Here is a 17,854-nt window from a genome sequence, read left to right as displayed (position 1 = left end):
GCCCGATTTCAGAAACAAACTATGTCTAATCATGGCATTTTTTGTGACGTTTAGTGCAACTATGCTGTGTCCATCACTTAACGCTTGCTGGAGTTGCACATGATCTCGACGCTCAAACAATTGACCACCGCGATGGCCGCTCTGGCATTCGCCGCCCATGCCGCTGCCGCCGACCTGAAGCTGGATGCGTACAACCCCGGTACCTCGGCAATGATGCCGGTCAGCTCGGTGCTGGTCAGCGGCGAGCACGACGTCATCCTGGTGAACGCGCAATTCGGTAAAACCCAAGCCGAGCAGCTTGTGACAAAGATCCGCGCCAGCGGCAAGCACCTGACCACCATCTACGTCAGCGATGGCGACCCGGATTTCTACTTCGGCCTCGACACCCTGACCACCGCATTCCCCGACGCCAAAGTGCTGGCCTCGCAGCCGGTGGTGGACCACATCAAGGCCACCGCTGAACACAAACTCGCGTTCTGGGGGCCGAAACTGGGCGCCGACAAGCCATCCAAAGCGATTATCCCGCAAGTGTTGCAGGGCCATACGCTGACTCTGGAAGGCAAGACGCTGGAAGTGATCGGCCTGGACGGCCCGCAACCGGACCGCACGTTTGTGTGGATTCCATCGATCAAGGCAGTCGTCGGGGGCGTTGTAGTCTTTGAGAACACACACGTATGGATGGCCGACACGCAAACTGCAAAGTCGCACACTGACTGGTTGGCGACCTTGCAACGCATCGAAGACCTGAAACCAAGCACGGTGATTCCGGGCCATTACCTGGGCACACCGACGGTGCAGTCCGTGGCATTTACTGCGGGCTACATCAAGGCGTTCGATGAAGAGACCGCCAAGGCCAAGGACTCGACTGCACTGATTGCAGCCATGAAAAAGCGTTACCCGAACCTTGAGGACGAGAGCAGCCTGGAACTGGGTGCCAAAGTCGCCAAGGGCGAAATGAAGTGGTGAATGGTTTTAACCCTTTAACGAACTGGAGAACGTCATGAGCAAGATCGCAATCATTGGGGCCACCGGCCGTGCTGGTAGCCAACTGCTGGAAGAAGCGTTGCGCCGTGGGCATACCGTCACCGCCCTCGCCCGTAATACCGACAAACTGGCCGCCCGCCCGGGTGTCACCGTTAAACAAGTCGATGCCCTGGATGCGCAAGCCTTACAACAGGCCATTAGCGGCAACGATGTGGTGATCAGTGCGGCGCACTTTGCCACCCTGCCGGCCAGCGCCGTGATCGGTCCAGTGAAGAAAGCGGGTGTGAAACGCTTGCTGGTGGTGGGCGGTGCCGGTTCGCTGCTGTTGCCAGGCGGCAGCCGCGTGATCGACAGCCCGGGCTTCCCGGCAGAGTACAAGGCCGAAGCCAGCGCAGGGGCTGAATTTCTGGCAGCGCTGCGTGAGGAAAAGGAACTGGATTGGACCTTCCTGTCGCCGTCGGCAGAGTTCGTAGAAACCGAGCGCACCGGGAAATTCCGCCTGGGTCAGGATGATTTGCTGGTCAGTAGCGACGGCCGTAGCTGGATCAGCTTTGCCGACTACGCCATCGCGCTGATCGACGAAGTGGAAACACCGAAGCACTCGCGCCAGCGTTTCACGGTCGGCTACTGACCGAGCGCGGTCAACACGATAGGAGCGGGCTTGCTCGCGAAGGCGTTGGTTCAGTTAGAGCATCGTTGACTGACACATCGCTTTCGCGCGCAAGCCCGCGCTCACATTTGGATCTTCAGTGCCAAGACTGTTGTGCCTGGCTCACCAACCAATCCATCAGTGCTTCCAGCCCAGCCGACGGCTCAGTCCCCGGCGGATACACCAGGTAATAGCCCATCCCCGTCGGCACCCGCAGTTCAAACGGCGTCGCCAACCGCCCGGCCTTCACATCCTCGCCAATCAACGCACTGTCGCCAATCGCCACCCCGGACCCTTGGGAGGCCACCGTCATTGCCAAATCCAATGTCTCGAAATGATGCCCCTGGGCCAGGTTGCTCAAGCGCGTATTGGCTGCCTTCAACCACAACGCCCAATCGCGCTCATCGCGTGTGGGGTGCAGCAGCACCTGTTGCTGCAAATCCGCCGCTGTGTGCAAACCATCGAGCAAAGCAGGCGCGCAAACCGGCGTGAGTTGCTCATCAAACAAGTGCCGCGCCTCGCTCGACTGCTCGGCGATGGGCGCATAGATCACTGCCGCGTCGAATTGCTCGCGGCGAAAGTCCACGGTGTAGGCCACGGTGGTGGTGAGTTCCACCGGCACATCCGGGCGCTCCTTTTGCCACTGCATCAAGCGCGGCAGCAGCCAGCGCATCACGCAGGTGGAGGCCTTGAGTTGCAAGGTCTCGCGGCGACGGCCGATTTGCTCCACGGCATCGCCGATCAGGCCGAACACCTGCTGTGCGCGTAACGACCATTCGCGGCCTTCTTCGGTCAGGCTCAAGCCCCGCGCCTGGCGCTGGAACAAGGCGTAGCCCAAATGGCGCTCCAACCCGGCAATCTGCCGGCTCACCGCACCTTGGGTGATGTGCAGGTGTTCGGCGGCGCGGGTGAAGTTGCAGCACTGGGCCGTGACCCAGAAGGTGTGCAACGCAGGCAGCGGCGGAAGGCGTTTCATCGGGCTCAGCCATGACGTGGAGACATGGCTAGTATGACTTTTTATCGATTGTTGCCGCTACGGGCCAACCGGTCCAATACCGCCTCGAATCCATCACAAGAGCGACATGTATGGCCACCTGCGGCGAAGTATTGGTCAACCTCCTGGAAAGCTACGGCGTGGACCAGGTGTTCGGCATCCCCGGCGTGCACACCGTGGAGTTGTACCGCGGCCTGGCGCGTTCGCACATCCGTCACGTCACTCCGCGCCACGAGCAAGGCGCAGGCTTTATGGCCGACGGCTACGCGCGCACCAGCGGCAAGCCAGGGGTGTGTTTCATCATCACCGGCCCGGGCATGACCAACATCACCACCGCCATGGGCCAGGCCTATGCCGACTCGATCCCCATGCTGGTGATTTCCAGCGTGCAGTCGCGCAGCCAATTGGGCGGCGGACGCGGCAAGTTGCACGAGCTGCCGAACCAGGGCGCGATGATCGCGGGCGTCGCCGCGTTCTCCCATACCTTGATGTCGGCGGCGGAGTTGCCTGGCGTATTGGCGCGCGCGTTTGCGCTGTTCCAGGCCGGTCGACCGCGCCCGGTGCATATCGAGATTCCACTGGATGTGCTGGTCGAAAACGCCGATGCACTGCTCGGCAGTACGCCTGTCAGCGTCGCGCGCGCCGGTGCGGCGCCGTCGGCGGTCAAGCAGATGAGCCAATTGCTCGCGGCCGCCAAACGCCCGTTGATCCTCGCCGGTGGCGGCGCCATTGATGCCGCCGCACCACTGATGCGCCTGGCCGAAACCCTCGGCGCACCGACGGCCCTGACCATCAATGCCAAGGGTATGCTGGCGTCCACACACCCATTGCTGATTGGCTCGACCCAAACGCTTGTCGCCACCCGCGCCCTCGTCGCCGAAGCCGATGTGGTGCTGGCCATCGGCACGGAGCTGGCGGAAACCGACTATGACGTGACCTTCGCCGGAGGCTTCGAGATTCCAGGTTTACTGCTGCGGGTCGACATCGACCCCGACCAGACCGTGCGCAACTACCCGCCGCATGTCGCGCTGGTGGCCGATGCACAAATAGCCGCCGAAGCCTTGCTGGCGGAACTGACAACCGCGCCATTGCCCGCTCGCCACAGCGACTGGGGCACTCAGCGCGTCGCCCGTTTGTGGGCCGAATTGACGCCCGCCTGGGACGCCGCCACGCGCGCGCAAACCCTGTTCCTCAACACCGTCCTGGAGGAACTGCCCGACGCCGTGCTGGTGGGCGACTCCACCCAACCGGTGTACAGCGGCAACCTGACCCTGAACCTCGACCACCCACGCCGCTGGTTCAACTCATCCACCGGCTACGGCACCTTGGGTTACGCCCTGCCTGCGGCCATCGGCGCCTGGTTGGGGCGCGGCGATGGGCAGCCGGTGGTGTGCCTGATCGGCGACGGCGGCCTGCAGTTCACCCTGCCGGAACTGGCCAGCGCGGTGGAAGCGCGCGTGCCGGTGATCGTGCTGCTGTGGAATAACCAGGGCTACGAGGAGATCAAGAAATACATGGTTAACCGTTCCATCGAGCCAGTCGGCGTGGACATCTACACCCCGGACTTCATCGGCGTGGCCACGGCCTTGGGCTGCGCGGCCGAAAGCATCCAGGGCATCGAGCCACTGCGCACGGCATTGCGCGCCGCCGCCGATCGCCAGGGGCCGACGCTGATTGAAATCGACCAGGCGCTCTGGATGAAGGCGGTAGCGGTATGAGCACAGTATTGAACGGTGTGTTTATCGGTGGGGAATGGCGTGCGGGCCATGAAGTGCTGGAGGTGATCAACCCGGCCACCGAGGCGACGTTGGCCCACGTCAGCGTGGGTGATGCGAGCGCCGTGGCCCAAGCGGTCGGCGCGGCCAGTGCGGCTTTCATCGACTGGTCGAAAAGCACCGGCAGTGATCGCGGCGCCCTGCTGCGCAAGGTCGCCCGGGGCGTGAGCGAGCAACGCGAATACTTGATGCAGCTGCAATCGAGCAACAGCGGCAAGCCTCTGTTTGAAGCGGGCATGGATGTGGATGACGTGATCGCCACCTTCGACTATTACGCCGGCATCGCCGAAGAGATGGACGCCGGGCAAGACCGCCCGGTGATACTGCCCGCCGATGATTTCAGCGCGCGCCTGCGCCGAGAGCCGTGCGGCGTGGTGGGGCTGATCGTGCCGTGGAATTTCCCGATGGTCACCACCGCCTGGAAACTCGCCCCGGCGCTGGCTGCCGGCTGTTGCGTGGTGCTCAAGCCGTCGGAAGTTACGCCGCTCGCGGAGCTGCACCTGGCGCGGATTATTGCTGAGGCAGGGTTCCCGGCCGGGGTGTTCAATCTGGTCTGCGGCACCGGCTTGGCAGTCGGTGCACCGCTGGCAGCGGACCGTCGAGTCGCGAAGATTTCCTTCACCGGCAGTAACGCCGTCGGCGTGCAGGTGATGCAACGTGCCGCTGAAACCATCAAGGGTGTAAGCCTGGAATTGGGGGGTAAATCCTCATTGCTGGTATTGGCCGATGCCGACCTCGACCTGGCAGTGGAACTGGCCTGTGGCGGCGGCTTTTTCAACGCCGGGCAGATCTGTTCCGCCACCAGCCGCGTGCTGGTAGCGGACAGCCTCGCGGATGAATTCCTGCAGCGTTTGCAGGCGCGGGCTGAAGGGATTCGTGTGGCGGACCCGTTTGTCGACGATGTGGAAATGGGCGCGTTGATTAACCGGGCGCAGTATCAGCGGGTGCTGGGGCACATTCAACGCGGCGTTCACGATGGCGCGCGGTTGTTGTGTGGCGGTGATCGTCCGGCGGACCTGGCGAAGGGCTATTTCATTCGCCCGACGGTATTCACCGATGTGCCGTTGGACAGTGCCTTGTGGAACGAAGAGATCTTCGGCCCGGTGCTGTGTGTACGCCGTTTTGCCTCCGAGGACGAGGCCATTGCGTTGGCCAACGACAGCGATTTCGGCCTGGTGGCCAGTGTGGTGAGCACCGATGCCGAAACCGCCGACCGCGTGGCCAATGCCTTGCAGGCCGGGCTGGTATGGATCAACGCGCCGCAGGTAATCTTCCCGCAGACGGCGTGGGGCGGTTACAAACAGAGCAGCATCGGCCGCGAGTTGGGCCCGTGGGGGCTGGCGGCGTTTCAGGAGATCAAGCATGTGATTCGCTCCCACTAACGACGAAGGTCCCCTGTGGGAGCGAGCTTGCCCGCGAATGCGGTGGATCAGGCAATGAACCTGTGACTGACACACCGCTTTCGCGAGCAAGCCCACATTTTGATTCGCGGTGCATCAGTCACCTGCAATTTTTAGATAGCCCCAACGACTTTCTGATTTGCCCCCCTTCCCTGTGCGTGGCCTGATTCGCCCTTGTCTATTCAAGGCCCGCCCATGGAAAACGTTCACGCAAAACCCGCCACCGCTGTCTGGCTGATGATCAGCGTTGTACTGGTCGCCCTTAACCTGCGCCCGTCGATGGCCGCCATTGGCCCGCTGTTGTCGTCGATTCGCACGGATGTGCCGTTGAGTTTCAGCAGCGCGGCGTTGCTGACCATGCTGCCGGTCATGGCCATGGGCCTGGCGATGTTCTTTGGCATGGGCCTGGCCAAGCGTTTTGGCGAGCACCGCAGCATTGTGATGTCGCTGGCAGTCATTGGCCTCGCCACGCTCTCACGGCTGTTTCTGGATTCGGCACTGGAGCTGATCGTCAGCGCAATCGCTGCCGGCGTGGGCATTGCGATGATCCAGGCCGTGATGCCGGCGCTGATCAAATCGCGGTTCAGCGATAACGTTTCGCTGTTCATGGGCCTGTACGTCACCGCCATCATGGGCGGCGCGGCGCTGGCAGCTTCGTTCTCGCCATTCGTGCAAGTGCAGACCGGCAGCTGGCGCATCGGCCTGGCGATCTGGGCCGTGTTGGCGTTGTTGGCCCTGGTGTTCTGGTATGCCCAGCGCTCGGTGCTGCCGCCGTTGACGCACGCCGGCGCCGGTGCGCAGGAATCGTTTTTGGGCAATCGCCGGGCCTGGTTGCTGGCAGTCTTTTTTGGTCTTGGTACCGCGTCCTACACCTGTGTACTGGCATGGCTGGCGCCGTATTACGTGGAGCAAGGCTGGAGCGAACAGAGCGCCGGTTTGCTGCTGGGGTTCTTGACCGCGATGGAAGTGGTGTCCGGGCTGATTACCCCGGCCATCGCCAACCGCCGCCAGGACAAACGCGGTGTGGTGGCGGTGCTGCTGGTGCTGATCATCGTGGGGTTCTGCGGCCTGATCCTGAGCCCGCAACACGTGAGCCTGTTGTGGCCATGCCTGCTGGGCCTGGGCATTGGCGGCCTGTTTCCGATGAGCCTGATCCTGTCCCTCGACCACCTCGACAACCCTCGCCGCGCCGGCGGCCTGACCGCGTTTGTGCAAGGCATCGGCTATCTGATCGCTGGCCTGTCACCCCTTATCGCCGGGATGATCCGCGACCAATTGGGCAGCTTCGAATGGGCCTGGTGGTCGCTGACTGCGGTGATCGTCGTGATGCTGTTGATCGTCACGCAGTTCAACCCAAAGCATTACGCGCAACATATCCGCTGACGTCGTGTTGCCAACATTTTTTGTCCCAAGCCAAACATAGAAACGACCTACAGCACTTTCTATTGGCACGACCGTTCCGTTAAGCTTTTGCCCTTGTCGCGCGCTGCCTCAGTGCCAAGGCTTACCGGACGGAATGGATGCTAAACAGTAATTTGCTCAGAAAGCTCGATATGCAGGACTTGATGGTGTTTATCGCCGTCTACGACCAGAGCAGCGTTACCGAGGTGTCTGAAACGTTGTTCGTCAGCCAGTCCACCGTGAGCTACAGCCTGAAGAAACTGCGCACCAGTTTTGAAGATGAGCTGTTTATCAACACGCGGGCGGGCATGCGCCCTACGTACAAAGCCACCACCATGTACGAGCATGTGCAGAAGATCCTGGAAAGCATCAACCTGTGCCATGCCGGTGGCCAGGCCTTCGACCCGACGCAGAAGGCCGTGACCTTCAATGTGTGCGCCCCGGAATACTTCGAGCAGTTGATCCTGCCGCGCCTGTTGAAGAACTTCGACCAGGCCGACCTGCCGGTGATCGTCAATGTGCAAAAGCTGGAAACCGAGATCCCCGCCGACGACCTGCGTGAAGGCCGCCTCGATCTGGTGATTTGCTTCGGCCCGCACTTTCACCGCGCCCACAAAGACTTCAAGACCCAGATGCTGCTGGAAGACGACCTGGTGTGCGTGTTCGATAAACGCTCGGCACCGCGCGAGCCGACGTTCAGCCTGCAATCGTTCGTCGAGCGGCGCCACGTGTTCCCCACGCCGTGGACATCCGACACCAACATGATTGACGGCTGGCTTACACGCCAGGCGCACAAGCGCCAGGTCATCGCCCGGGCCAACAGCTACAGCGCGGCCTTGAAGATGATCACCGGCACTGACTTCATCGTTACCCTGCCGCGCCGCGTACAAAAGCTGCTGGCCCCGGCCACGGTGTTCGGCCATTGCGAAGCGCCCAACGGTTTACCGGGGTTCACACTGGACATGCAGTGGAACGAAACCAGTGAGCAGGACCGCGCCAACACATGGTTTCGCGAGCAGGTGGTGAAGGTGTGTGCGGACCAGGGGCTACTGTAACCCTTAGCCGATCGCTACCTTGCTGTAGGAATCGCGATCCATGTCCACCAGTTGGACACTGAGTTGAACCTGCGCATCCGCCGGCCAATCACCCAGGTCCTGCAACGCCGCCAACAGGCTTTGCGACAGCTGCTGCTTGACCTGCGGTGACCGCCCGCTGAGCAGCGACAGCTTCACCGCGATAAAACCGCGCGGGCCGAGGGAAGTGCCGACCTGGAAACTCTCGACCTTCACGGCGCGGCTTTTGATATCGAACTCGGAACCGAACTGCCCGGATGCCATCAGCACGTTGTTGAGCCGCAGAAGCGTCTTCTCGACGGCAAGGCCTGTGAGGTTGGCGGTGTATTCCAGGTGCAGGTGCGGCATGAAAAGCTCCGAATGGTTGTAGGAAAAGAGTCATACGTATAGCACGCAGCCGAACTGATTCGGAGCGCTTTCAATGTGAAACTTCGGTCACGCTGCGCAACGAACGGTTTTCCCAAAACGCTACGATCACCAATACAGCGGTGGTCAGCGCCCCCAGTGCCAAGGCCGAAAACACCTGCGATAACCCCAGCAGCAACAGCACCAGCAACATCAGCAACCCGCCCAGGTGAGAAAACGGCGGCAACGGCCGGTCACTCATCACCCACTTGAACAGCGCACTGCCCAACAGAAACACCCCGGGGCCGGCGATGATCGCCATGACACCCGCCTGGCTGGCATGCCCCGGATGCACCAGCACCAGCTCATCAGCCACTGCACTGACAATGATCCCGGCGACGATCAATACGTGCAGGTAGGTGTAGGCAATTCGTGCCTGGCGACCCGGGTCGGCAGAGCTGGCGATACGGTGATGGGCGCGCTCGGCGCCGCTGTCAAAATAGATCCACCACAGGGCAATGCTGCCCACCACGGCCACCAGAAATGCGCCCAGGCCTTCCATGCTCCAGGGCAACTCCGCGAAGGTGGCGCCGGTCACCAGCAATGATTCGCCCAGGGCGATGATCACAAACAGGCCGCAACGTTCGGCCATGTGGTTGCCTTCCACATTCCAGTCCGCCAGTGTCGAACACCCGAGCCCCGGCACCCAGAAATACACCGACGGCGAGACCAGCTCAATCAACAGCGCCAGCGCCCAGAACGCCAGGCGCTGCTCACCGTCGAACAGCGCGCCAGTGACCCAGAACACCGCGGAACAGAGCATCCACGCCAGGATCCGCTGGAAATTGCGGGTCATGTTGAGTGACTCGCCGCGCACGGCCCACAACGCGAACAGCGTGCGGCCTACTTGCATAAAGACGTAGGCGCCGGCAAACAGCAAACCGCGGTCGGTAAATGCTTTGGGAATCGACGAGGACAACAGCAGGCCGGCCACCATCAAGCCGAACAGGCCGATGCGAATCGGGATTTTCTCCGGATCGAGCCAGTTGGTGACCCATGAGGTGAAGATCCACACCCACCAGACCGCGACCATCATCAACGCCACCTGCACCGCGCCGCCGAGGGTCAGATGGGCCAGCAGCGAATGGGACAGTTGGGTCACGGCAAACACGAACACCAGGTCGAAAAACAGCTCGACCATGCCCACCTTGCCGCTGTCATGGCTGCCGCGTCCGCGCAGCAAGGAACGGGATAGGATCATCGGTGGCTCTCCCTGAAGGGCTTATCTCAAGATTTTGGCGCCAGCACCGGCAGCATGTCCCGCTCGCTCATAAATGCCTCCAGCCTTGAACGCATCCAACGTTCCGCCGGGTCGGTGTCGACATGGCTGAGCCAAACCATGGACAAGTCCAGGGTCGGGGTTTCGAATGGAAATGGCTCGCAAAACAGGTGCCCGCCGGCCGCCATGGCCTGGGCCGTGTAGTCCGGCAGGCTGGCGATCATGTCGGTGCCGGCGAGCAACGCCGGCAGCGCGCTGTACTGCGGCACGGACAACACCACATGGCGCTTGCGACCAATCTCCGCCAGCCATTCATCGGCAAACCCGGACACGTTGGCGGTGTGGGACACCAGTACATGCGGGCGGGCGCAATATTCGTCGAGGGTCAGCGGTTTGTCCGACGCGTCGGCCCGCAACAGGCAGGGGCGGATATGCCGCAACAGTTTACGCTTGGCATTTGCCGGCAGGCCGCGTGTCTGGGTGATGCCAACGGTGATATCGCCCGAAGCCAGCAGGTCGGGGATACGCCAGTAATCCACGTGCTGCACCACAAATACCACCAGCGGCGCCTCCTGGCGCAAGGCCCGCAGCAAGGGCGGCAGCAGGCCGAACTCAACGTCATCGGACAGCCCGATGCGGAAGGTCATGGTGCTCTGGGTGGGGTCAAAATCGTGGGTCAGGCTCAAGGCCGACGACAGGGAATCGAGGGCCGGCGACAGGTGCTGGATGATCTCTTCGGCACGAGCAGTGGGCTCCATGCGGTGGCCGACGCGAATAAACAGCGGGTCATTGAACAAGGTGCGCAAACGGTTGAGGGCCGAGCTGATGGTGGGCTGGCCGAGAAACAGCTTCTCCGCCACACGCGTCACATTGCGCTCGAGCATCAGTGCTTCGAAGACCACCATCAGGTTGATGTCGGCCTTGCGTAATTCATTGCGATTCATCGGCGCCCGCCCCTTTCCCCAAGACAAGCCGCAGTTTAGAAAGGCCAGGGGGCTGCGTCTATGTGCACACTGTTCATCGGGTGGCTTTGGCGCTATAAATCAGCGTTTGAAGGTCACAGGAACACACTCGTGCTGGTCATTCTCGCCTTGGCCATCGTCGTGGCCGGGTACTGCCTCTGGGTTGTCAGGTTCCTCGCACACCCCACCGCGAGGACCTTGCTGCGGGTGTTTATCGGCCTATGCCTGGCGGCAGTGGTGGCCTATTGGGTACTGGCGCTGGGCTTCCCTGTTTCCGCCCTGGCTTGATAAACCGATGCCTGCCTTTTAACACGCTGACTCTCTGAGCAAGGACTGCTTAACCATGAAATTCGCCTACACCATCATCTATGTGCCGGACGTGGCCGCATCACTGGCATTCTTCGAAAAGACCTTCGGTTTCAGTCGCCGTTTCCTGCATGAATCGGGCACCTATGGCGAATTGGAAACCGGCGACACCACCCTCTCGTTTGCCGCCCATGAATTGGGCGAACTGAATTTCGAGGGCGGGCACATAGCGGCGCATGCCTCTAAAAAGCCTTTGGGAATGGAGGTTGGGTTCGTGACCGAAGATGTGTTCGTCGCCCATGCCAAGGCGCTCATGCATGGCGCAAAGGAGCTGTCGCCGCCCAGCACCAAGCCTTGGGGGCAAGTGGTGTCGTATGTGCGTTGCCCGGATGGCACGTTGGTGGAGTTGTGTACGCCGATTCAAGGCTGAATATGGAATTAAAGTGGGAGCCGGCTTGCCAGCTCCCACCGTTTGATCATCATTGCCTGGATATTCAGGGTTTCAGCGGGCGCTCCTGATCTCGCTCGGAAAGCTCATGCCCGTCATCTGGATGCTTCCAGGTCTGCGGCTTTTCTTCCTCATGCCGGCGCTCGGGTTGCTCGCGCGCCGACTCATCCTGACGCTTCTGTTCGTTAGCCATTGCCACCTCCCATCCGTAAGAATTGGTCACACCTTAAGCATAGAACAGGGTGTGGATTTTTGACGCGACGGACGATTGATAGCATTGACGCATCAATACATCCAAATTACTCACTTATCATTTCTAAATGTGTCAGCCACTATCCGCGGTCTTAAGCGAAACAAGCACTTTAAAAAGAACGCTGGAGACACAAAACCATGACTAGCCCTTCCCGGTCCGACTCTGCCCGCTCGAAAGTTGGTGCGGTATTCCGCGTTACTTCGGGCAACTTCCTCGAACAGTTCGACTTCTTTCTGTTCGGCTTCTACGCCACCTATATCGCTGCCGCGTTCTTCCCCGCCGCCAATGAGTTTGCATCATTAATGATGACCTTCGCCGTCTTCGGTGCAGGCTTCCTGATGCGTCCACTGGGCGCGATCATTTTGGGTGCCTATATCGACGACGTGGGTCGCCGCAAAGGGTTGATCGTGACGCTGTCGATCATGGCCAGCGGGACCTTGCTGATCGTGCTGGTGCCGGGTTATCAAACCATCGGTCTGTGGGCACCGTTGCTGGTGTTGCTGGGCCGCTTGCTGCAAGGCTTCTCTGCCGGTGCAGAACTGGGGGGTGTCTCGGTTTACCTCTCCGAAATGGCCACACCCGGGCGCAAAGGCTTCTACACAAGCTGGCAGTCGGGCAGCCAACAGATCTCCATCGTGGTCGCGGCCGCCTTGGGCTATGGCCTGAACGTCTGGATGCAACCAGCCGTGGTGGCCGATTGGGGCTGGCGCATTCCGTTCGCCATCGGCTGCGTGATCATCCCGTTCATCTTCGTGCTGCGCCGTAACCTGCAGGAAACCGAAGAGTTCGCCAATCGCAAGCATCGCCCGACCATGCGCGAAGTGCTGGCGACCCTGGTGAAAAACTGGACCATGGTCATCGGCGGCATGCTGATGGTGGCCATGACCACCACCGCGTTCTACCTGATTACCGTGTATGCGCCGACCTTCGGCAAGACCGTGCTGCAACTGAGCACCTCCGATGCACTGCTGGTGACGTTGCTGGTAGCCGTGTCGAACTTTGTCTGGCTGCCGATCGGCGGCACCTTGAGCGACCGCTTCGGCCGCAAGCCGGTGCTGGTGGCGATGACCGCCCTGACCGTTATCACCGCGTACCCGGCGCTGTCGTTCGTGGTGAACGCGCCAAGCTTCGCGCATATGCTGGAAACCCTGCTGTGGTTCTCGTTCCTGTACGGCATGTACAACGGCGCAATGATTCCGGCCCTGACCGAAATCATGCCGGTGGAAGTGCGCGTGGCGGGCTTCTCCCTGGCCTATAGCCTGGCGACGGCGATCTTCGGTGGGTTCACCCCGGCGATCTCCACCTGGTTCATTCACATCACCGAAGACAAGGCTTCGCCGGCCTACTGGATGATGTTTGCCGCGTTGTGCGCCTTGTGTTCAACCCTGGCGTTGTATCGTCGCGCCAATACCCGTGGGCAGGTGATGCAGGGGGCTGCGTGATGAAGCCGTGGTTCAAAACCCTGGCGGCCCTGGCCCTCGGCGCCCTGGCGCTGACGGCACAGGCCGAAGAGCTCAAGGTGATGACCTCCGGTGGTTTCACCGCCGCGTATAAATTGCTGGGCCCGCAATACGCCCAGCAAAGCGGTGACACCCTCGACACTATCCTCGGCCCGTCGATGGGCAAGGCGCCGGAAGCGATTCCCAACCGCCTGGCCCGTGGCGAACATGCCGACGTGGTGATCATGGTCGGTTATGCCCTGGATGACTTGATCAAACAGGGCAAGGTCGACCCTGCGTCCCGCGTCGAACTGGCGGACTCGCGCATCGGCATGGTGGTGAAGGAAGGCGCGGCCAAGCCTGCAATCGGCACCGATGCCGAGTTGAAAGCAGTGCTGAGCAAGGCCAAGTCCGTGGCGTACTCGGACAGCGCCAGCGGTGTGTATGTCGAGAAGGAGCTGTTCAAGAAGCTCGGCATGCCGGCCAAAGGCACGATGATCGAACGCCTCCCGGTTGCCGAACAGGTCGCCAAGGGTGATTACGAGGTGGGCTTGCAGCAGGTGGCGGAATTGTTGCCGGTGCCGGGCGTGACCTACGTCGGCAAGATCCCGGAAGACGTGCAGTCGGTGACGCGCTTTGCCGCGGGCATACCGGTCAACGCCGACCACCCGGCCCAGGCCAAGGCGTTGCTGCATTACCTGGCCTCGCCCGAAGCGCAACCGGTGGTGCAATCCACCGGCCTGGACTCGGTATCACGCTGACCGAAACGGCATCTCCCGTACCAACCGTTCCAACTCCAGCGCCGCTGGCGGCAATGTCCGCCCGCGGCGTTTTATCAGGCCCACATGGCGCATCACCTGCGGCTCGACCAACGGCACACTCACCAGGATGGGATGGGTGCCCGCCGGCATCGCAATCGACGGCACCATCGCCACCCCCAACCCCGCCTCCACCAGCCCGATCATTGTGGTCACGTGGTGGGTCTCGCAAATACTCGGTTTTTTCACGCGCACGCCACGCAAGGCCTGGTCCAGCAGGAAGCGGTTGCCTGAGGTTTTGTCCACGGTGATGTAGTCGTGCTCATAAGCTTCGGCCCAGGTCACGCTCGCGCGCTCGGCCAACGGATGACCACGGCGACAGGCCAGCACATAGCGCTCCTGAAACAGCAGCTCGAACTCCACCTCGTCGGCCAGGCTGCCACTGAAACTCACGCCGAAATCTGCCTCGCCACTTTCCACCGCGTTGCACACCTCACCGGCACTGGCATCCAGCACCCGCAGGCGAATCTTCGGGTACAGCTTGTGGAATTCGGAGATTACGTGGGGCATGAAGTAGTAAGCGGTGGACGGCACACAGGCGATGGTGACGTTACCCATGCGCGTGGACGCCACGTTACTGATGCCCATCAAGGCGGTATCGAGGTCGTCGAGTATGCGCTCCACCTGGGGCAGGAACGCTCGCCCGACCATGGTCAGGCTGACCCGCCGCGTGGTGCGCTCGAACAACTTTACATCGAGGGCGGACTCAAGCTTTTCGATACGCCGGCTGAGAGCCGGTTGCGAGATACGGATGGCCTCGGCGGCACCCCGAAAACTGCCCTTGTCCACCACGGCGCGGAAGGCTTGGAGGTCGTTGAGGTCGAAGTTGATGTTCACGGGAAGGCCAGTGTGGTCGATTTGAGGGGCATTATCGTATGGGCGGGGATGGGGCGCCATGCGTGACGGGGCCGGTTTGTCTTAATAACCCTGCTACAAATATGAAGTCATACATATCAGTGGGTTATTCGCCCGCTGGCGCCACACAGTCGGAAAAAAGCGTCAATACTTTCGACCTGACCTACTCAACGGGAGAGAAAGACGCTCATGGAAACCTGCCAGAACCCCCATCCTTTTTGGAACGACGACGAGACGCCATCGAGCGGTATCGGTCAGTTGCTTCTTGCAACACGCCAATGGTCCAGTAGGATTGAATCCTACTCGACACCTGCGGACTTCGACATGCGCTCAACCCAGCAAATGAGCATCACCCTGCCACTCGAGATGGCCGCCCTGGTCAAAGCCAAGGTCGCTGCCGGTGAATACGCGTCCGAGAGTGAAGTCATACGCGACGGCCTGAGGGTGCTGCTGGCGCGTGACCGCGCGATGGAGGACTGGTTGCGCGACCAGGTGATCCCTGCGGCTGCCGCTCTCACGGCCGACCCTGGCCGGGCACTGTCCGCCGAGCAGGTTCGCGAACACATGACGACAAAACGTCAGCGAAAGAGTACCGAAAAACCGTGAGTCATTCGGTAGCCTTTGCGCCTGAGGCGTTAGCCCAGCTTGACGCCCTCGAAGACTACATCAGCGATACCGAATCCCCAGTGGTAGCGGCACGCTTTGTTGACAACCTCATCAGCTACTGCGAAAGCCTTTGCGTGTTGCCCTTGCGCGGCACTCGCCGTGACGACCTGCTACCCACGTTGCGCATCACCCATTACCGGCATACCACCGCCATCGCATTCAGGGTCGCCGCCGATACTCATGCGGTGTCGATCCTGGGAGTGTTTTACGGTGGACAGGATTATGCCGCGCGGTTCCAGAGTCACGGCGCACACGCCCCCTCGGCAGACGCGTGAGAATCTCGCCGACGCTGACCGACAGCTTGATCAATAAACAAGGAAGATAAAAATGACTGACACCGGATCCCTGCATCAATTTCTGCGATGGGGGTTAAGTCTGATCGGCTTGATGGGTAGTGCAACCTTGGGCTTTTTCGCCTGGCAAAGCTTCTACCCCGTGAGCGCGGCGGCCGGCTGGAGTGTTCAAACCGTGCACAGCGATGTGCCCAAAGCGGCCTCGCTGATGCCTTTGCCTGACGGCTCGCTGATGGTCAGCCAGGAACTCAACGATGCGAAAGGCAGCATCGTGCGCATCCATCCCGACGGGCAACGCGAAGTGGTGGTCGGCAGCCTGTCCAAACCTGACGGCATGTTCGCAACCTACGGCGGCTGGGTGTTCAGCCAGGAAACCGGCGACGCCCCCGTCAGCTTTCTCAAGGAGGGTGTCGTCACTGAGCTGTTCCGGGGTGAAAACGTTCAAGGCCTGTGGGTCGAGGGTGACGACCTCTACGCCATCGAAGACCGCAAGGACAATGGGCGGCTATTGCGTTATCGCTGGAGCGACCAATCCCTGACCGTCGTGCGCGACCAGTTGCACGAAGGCGAATCCATTACCCGTTGCACCGACGGCCGAATGCTCTACACGGAAAAGAAAAAAGGCGTGGTACGGGAGCTGACCGAAGACGGCAGCGACCCTGTGGTGATGGCGGGCCTGAACAAACCGACGTTTTTGATGTGCGATGAACGCGGGCTGTGGGTCAACGAAGACTCGACGCATCGGGCAAGGTTGCTGCTGATCGACAAACAGGGGCAGCAACAGACGATTCTGTCGTTCTTGAAGGCGCCGCAGTCGATTGTGCGAACGGGGGACGGTACTTATTTACTGGCCGAAGGTGGCCGTAACCGGGTATTGAAACTGGTGAGCACATCGCTGGCGATTGCCAGCGACAGCCTACAGCACTAGCTCAGCCCAAGCCCAAACAATGGCTACTGGCAAGTCCCACCCTTGTGGTGCGACCCAGTGCCACCCACCGGATGCGTGCCTTTCGGGCACGCCACCGCGAACATCGGGCTAACGGCCAGTACCACCAGCAACCCTACCAACGACAACGTCTTCATAACATCCTCCGTGACGATCACAATGCGTGATGGCACAAGGATATCATACCGCCATTACGCAGTCCTCAGCCGGGGGCTGTTGTCAGAACAACACGCTCTAGTCGCGACGAAATACAGCCATCACGGGTGATGGCTGTACCCTGCGGGTTCACTCATATGTTTCAAGCCTGTGGCGCGGCAGCAATGGCTTCGGCCAGGTCTTCGTACTCTTCGCAGGTGGTGCTGCACAAGGCTTTGATTTTCACCAATTGCTCTTGCGCCAAGTCGACGCGGCCCTTGATCACGTAGGCCTCACCCAAGTACTCGCGAACCTGGGCGTAGTTGGGGTCGAGCGCGACCGACTTCAGGTAATAACTGATGCCTTCATCGGTACGCCCCAGTTTGCGCGTGGCGTAGCCGCGGTAGTTGAGGGCCTTGGCGGTGTTCGGGTTTTGCAGGGTATCAAGCAAGGCCAGCGCCTCGTCATAGCGCCCATCTTTCGCCAGGCGGTAGGCATAGTCGGTACGGTCGGTGTCTGAGGTGGCTTTGCTGGTTTGCAGCACGCATTTTCCGGTCTTGGTGTCCCAGACCTGGCCTTTGGGGCAGTTGGGCTTGGGCGGTGCCGACTCATCACCGGAGGCATAGGCTTGGCCTGCGAGCAAAGCTGCGCACAGGCAAGCCCCGAATAAAAGTGCAGTGCGGTATCCAACGGCGTGTTCGTGGCGGATCTTCATGGTGGTCATGCTCCGTAACGATAGGGAAGTACAGCAGCAGATAGCACAATGCGCCCTTTCCATCAGCAGGTTAAGCCTCGGGTGACTGCCGGCCCTTGGGCGATTCGCGCCGAGCAGC

At 61.0% G+C, this 17,854-nt stretch carries 21 protein-coding genes; 13 read left to right on the top strand and 8 right to left on the bottom strand.

The features are described from left to right. The first annotated feature begins 99 nt into the window (after positions 1 to 99). Both A7J50_RS08150 and A7J50_RS08145 read left to right on the top strand, forming a co-directional pair. On the top strand, positions 100 to 966 hold the full coding sequence (locus A7J50_RS08150) for an MBL fold metallo-hydrolase (protein WP_064451342.1): 867 nt from the start codon (positions 100 to 102) through the stop codon (positions 964 to 966). 34 nt (positions 967 to 1,000) lie between these two features. Further along, entirely contained in the window at positions 1,001 to 1,615 is a 615-nt protein-coding gene (locus tag A7J50_RS08145; RefSeq protein WP_064451341.1) for an NAD(P)-dependent oxidoreductase, read from the top strand. A gap of 115 nt (positions 1,616 to 1,730) precedes the next feature. On the opposite strand, the gene A7J50_RS08140 is transcribed toward A7J50_RS08145, so the two are convergent. Next, positions 1,731 to 2,609, bottom strand: a complete 879-nt coding sequence (locus A7J50_RS08140; RefSeq protein WP_064451340.1) for a LysR substrate-binding domain-containing protein — start codon at positions 2,607 to 2,609, stop codon at positions 1,731 to 1,733. A gap of 110 nt (positions 2,610 to 2,719) precedes the next feature. On the opposite strand from A7J50_RS08140, the gene A7J50_RS08135 reads away from it, so the two are divergent. The 4 genes from A7J50_RS08135 (at position 2,720) to A7J50_RS08120 (ending at position 8,258) form a co-directional block, all read left to right on the top strand. After that, on the top strand, positions 2,720 to 4,345 hold the full coding sequence (locus A7J50_RS08135) for a 5-guanidino-2-oxopentanoate decarboxylase (protein ID WP_064451339.1): 1,626 nt from the start codon (positions 2,720 to 2,722) through the stop codon (positions 4,343 to 4,345). Continuing rightward, positions 4,342 to 5,784, top strand: a complete 1,443-nt coding sequence (locus tag A7J50_RS08130; protein WP_064451338.1) for an aldehyde dehydrogenase family protein — start codon at positions 4,342 to 4,344, stop codon at positions 5,782 to 5,784. The genes A7J50_RS08135 and A7J50_RS08130 overlap by 4 nt, the downstream gene beginning before the upstream one ends. Before the next feature lie 213 nt (positions 5,785 to 5,997). Next, positions 5,998 to 7,185: a cyanate transporter gene (locus A7J50_RS08125; RefSeq protein WP_064451337.1), complete on the top strand. Its 1,188-nt coding sequence runs from the start codon at positions 5,998 to 6,000 to the stop codon at positions 7,183 to 7,185. 137 nt (positions 7,186 to 7,322) lie between these two features. Beyond that, a complete protein-coding gene (locus A7J50_RS08120; protein WP_064451336.1) occupies positions 7,323 to 8,258 on the top strand; it encodes a LysR family transcriptional regulator in 936 nt (311 codons plus the stop codon). 3 nt (positions 8,259 to 8,261) lie between these two features. Here A7J50_RS08120 and A7J50_RS08115 read toward each other — a convergent pair whose 3' ends face one another. From A7J50_RS08115 to A7J50_RS08105, 3 genes are all read right to left on the bottom strand, one after another. After that, a complete protein-coding gene (locus A7J50_RS08115; RefSeq protein ID WP_064451335.1) occupies positions 8,262 to 8,624 on the bottom strand; it encodes a 5-carboxymethyl-2-hydroxymuconate Delta-isomerase in 363 nt (120 codons plus the stop codon). 70 nt (positions 8,625 to 8,694) lie between these two features. Beyond that, positions 8,695 to 9,882: a low temperature requirement protein A gene (locus A7J50_RS08110; protein ID WP_064451334.1), complete on the bottom strand. Its 1,188-nt coding sequence runs from the start codon at positions 9,880 to 9,882 to the stop codon at positions 8,695 to 8,697. A gap of 26 nt (positions 9,883 to 9,908) precedes the next feature. After that, positions 9,909 to 10,844, bottom strand: coding sequence for a LysR substrate-binding domain-containing protein (locus tag A7J50_RS08105; protein ID WP_064451333.1), 936 nt, complete (start codon positions 10,842 to 10,844; stop codon positions 9,909 to 9,911). Positions 10,845 to 10,973: 129 nt separating this feature from the next. Here A7J50_RS08105 and A7J50_RS31575 point away from each other — a divergent pair, with 129 nt between their 5' ends. After that, a complete protein-coding gene (locus tag A7J50_RS31575; protein WP_167353681.1) occupies positions 10,974 to 11,150 on the top strand; it encodes a hypothetical protein in 177 nt (58 codons plus the stop codon). A gap of 55 nt (positions 11,151 to 11,205) precedes the next feature. Beyond that, the gene (locus A7J50_RS08095) at positions 11,206 to 11,598 is read left to right on the top strand and encodes a VOC family protein (protein ID WP_064451331.1); all 393 of its coding nucleotides are present in this window, start codon (positions 11,206 to 11,208) and stop codon (positions 11,596 to 11,598) included. A gap of 64 nt (positions 11,599 to 11,662) precedes the next feature. Here A7J50_RS08095 and A7J50_RS31570 read toward each other — a convergent pair whose 3' ends face one another. Further along, the gene (locus A7J50_RS31570; protein ID WP_167353680.1) at positions 11,663 to 11,809 is read right to left on the bottom strand and encodes a hypothetical protein; all 147 of its coding nucleotides are present in this window, start codon (positions 11,807 to 11,809) and stop codon (positions 11,663 to 11,665) included. Positions 11,810 to 12,006: 197 nt separating this feature from the next. Here A7J50_RS31570 and A7J50_RS08090 point away from each other — a divergent pair, with 197 nt between their 5' ends. Together A7J50_RS08090 and A7J50_RS08085 are read left to right on the top strand one after the other, a co-directional pair. Further along, entirely contained in the window at positions 12,007 to 13,311 is a 1,305-nt protein-coding gene (locus A7J50_RS08090) for an MFS transporter (RefSeq protein WP_064451330.1), read from the top strand. Then, on the top strand, positions 13,311 to 14,069 hold the full coding sequence (locus A7J50_RS08085) for a substrate-binding domain-containing protein (protein ID WP_064451329.1): 759 nt from the start codon (positions 13,311 to 13,313) through the stop codon (positions 14,067 to 14,069). The genes A7J50_RS08090 and A7J50_RS08085 overlap by 1 nt, the downstream gene beginning before the upstream one ends. On the opposite strand, the gene A7J50_RS08080 is transcribed toward A7J50_RS08085, so the two are convergent. Beyond that, complete coding sequence (locus A7J50_RS08080; protein WP_064451328.1) at positions 14,061 to 14,963, bottom strand: LysR family transcriptional regulator; 903 nt, start codon at positions 14,961 to 14,963, stop codon at positions 14,061 to 14,063. The genes A7J50_RS08085 and A7J50_RS08080 overlap by 9 nt on opposite strands. A gap of 342 nt (positions 14,964 to 15,305) precedes the next feature. Here A7J50_RS08080 and A7J50_RS08075 point away from each other — a divergent pair, with 342 nt between their 5' ends. The 3 genes from A7J50_RS08075 to A7J50_RS08065 all read left to right on the top strand — a co-directional run bounded on the left by A7J50_RS08075 (position 15,306) and on the right by A7J50_RS08065 (position 16,868). Then, complete coding sequence (locus A7J50_RS08075) at positions 15,306 to 15,587, top strand: ribbon-helix-helix domain-containing protein (RefSeq protein WP_237140893.1); 282 nt, start codon at positions 15,306 to 15,308, stop codon at positions 15,585 to 15,587. Beyond that, on the top strand, positions 15,584 to 15,922 hold the full coding sequence (locus tag A7J50_RS08070) for a type II toxin-antitoxin system RelE/ParE family toxin (protein WP_064451326.1): 339 nt from the start codon (positions 15,584 to 15,586) through the stop codon (positions 15,920 to 15,922). The genes A7J50_RS08075 and A7J50_RS08070 overlap by 4 nt, the downstream gene beginning before the upstream one ends. Positions 15,923 to 16,034: 112 nt before the next feature. After that, the gene (locus A7J50_RS08065) at positions 16,035 to 16,868 is read left to right on the top strand and encodes a hypothetical protein (protein WP_420492093.1); all 834 of its coding nucleotides are present in this window, start codon (positions 16,035 to 16,037) and stop codon (positions 16,866 to 16,868) included. A gap of 23 nt (positions 16,869 to 16,891) precedes the next feature. Here A7J50_RS08065 and A7J50_RS32075 read toward each other — a convergent pair whose 3' ends face one another. Together A7J50_RS32075 and A7J50_RS08060 are read right to left on the bottom strand one after the other, a co-directional pair. Beyond that, entirely contained in the window at positions 16,892 to 17,023 is a 132-nt protein-coding gene (locus A7J50_RS32075) for a hypothetical protein (protein WP_257784296.1), read from the bottom strand. Positions 17,024 to 17,184: 161 nt separating this feature from the next. Further along, positions 17,185 to 17,736 carry a tetratricopeptide repeat protein gene (locus A7J50_RS08060; RefSeq protein ID WP_208604452.1) on the bottom strand — a complete coding sequence of 184 codons (552 nt, stop codon included), beginning with the start codon at positions 17,734 to 17,736 and terminating at the stop codon, positions 17,185 to 17,187. Positions 17,737 to 17,854: the final 118 nt, after the last annotated feature.

Source organism: Pseudomonas antarctica (assembly GCF_001647715.1).
GTDB lineage: Bacteria > Pseudomonadota > Gammaproteobacteria > Pseudomonadales > Pseudomonadaceae > Aquipseudomonas > Aquipseudomonas antarctica_A.
The sequence above is the reverse complement of the archived record's forward strand: the minus strand, read 5'-3'. Positions and strand labels throughout refer to the sequence as shown.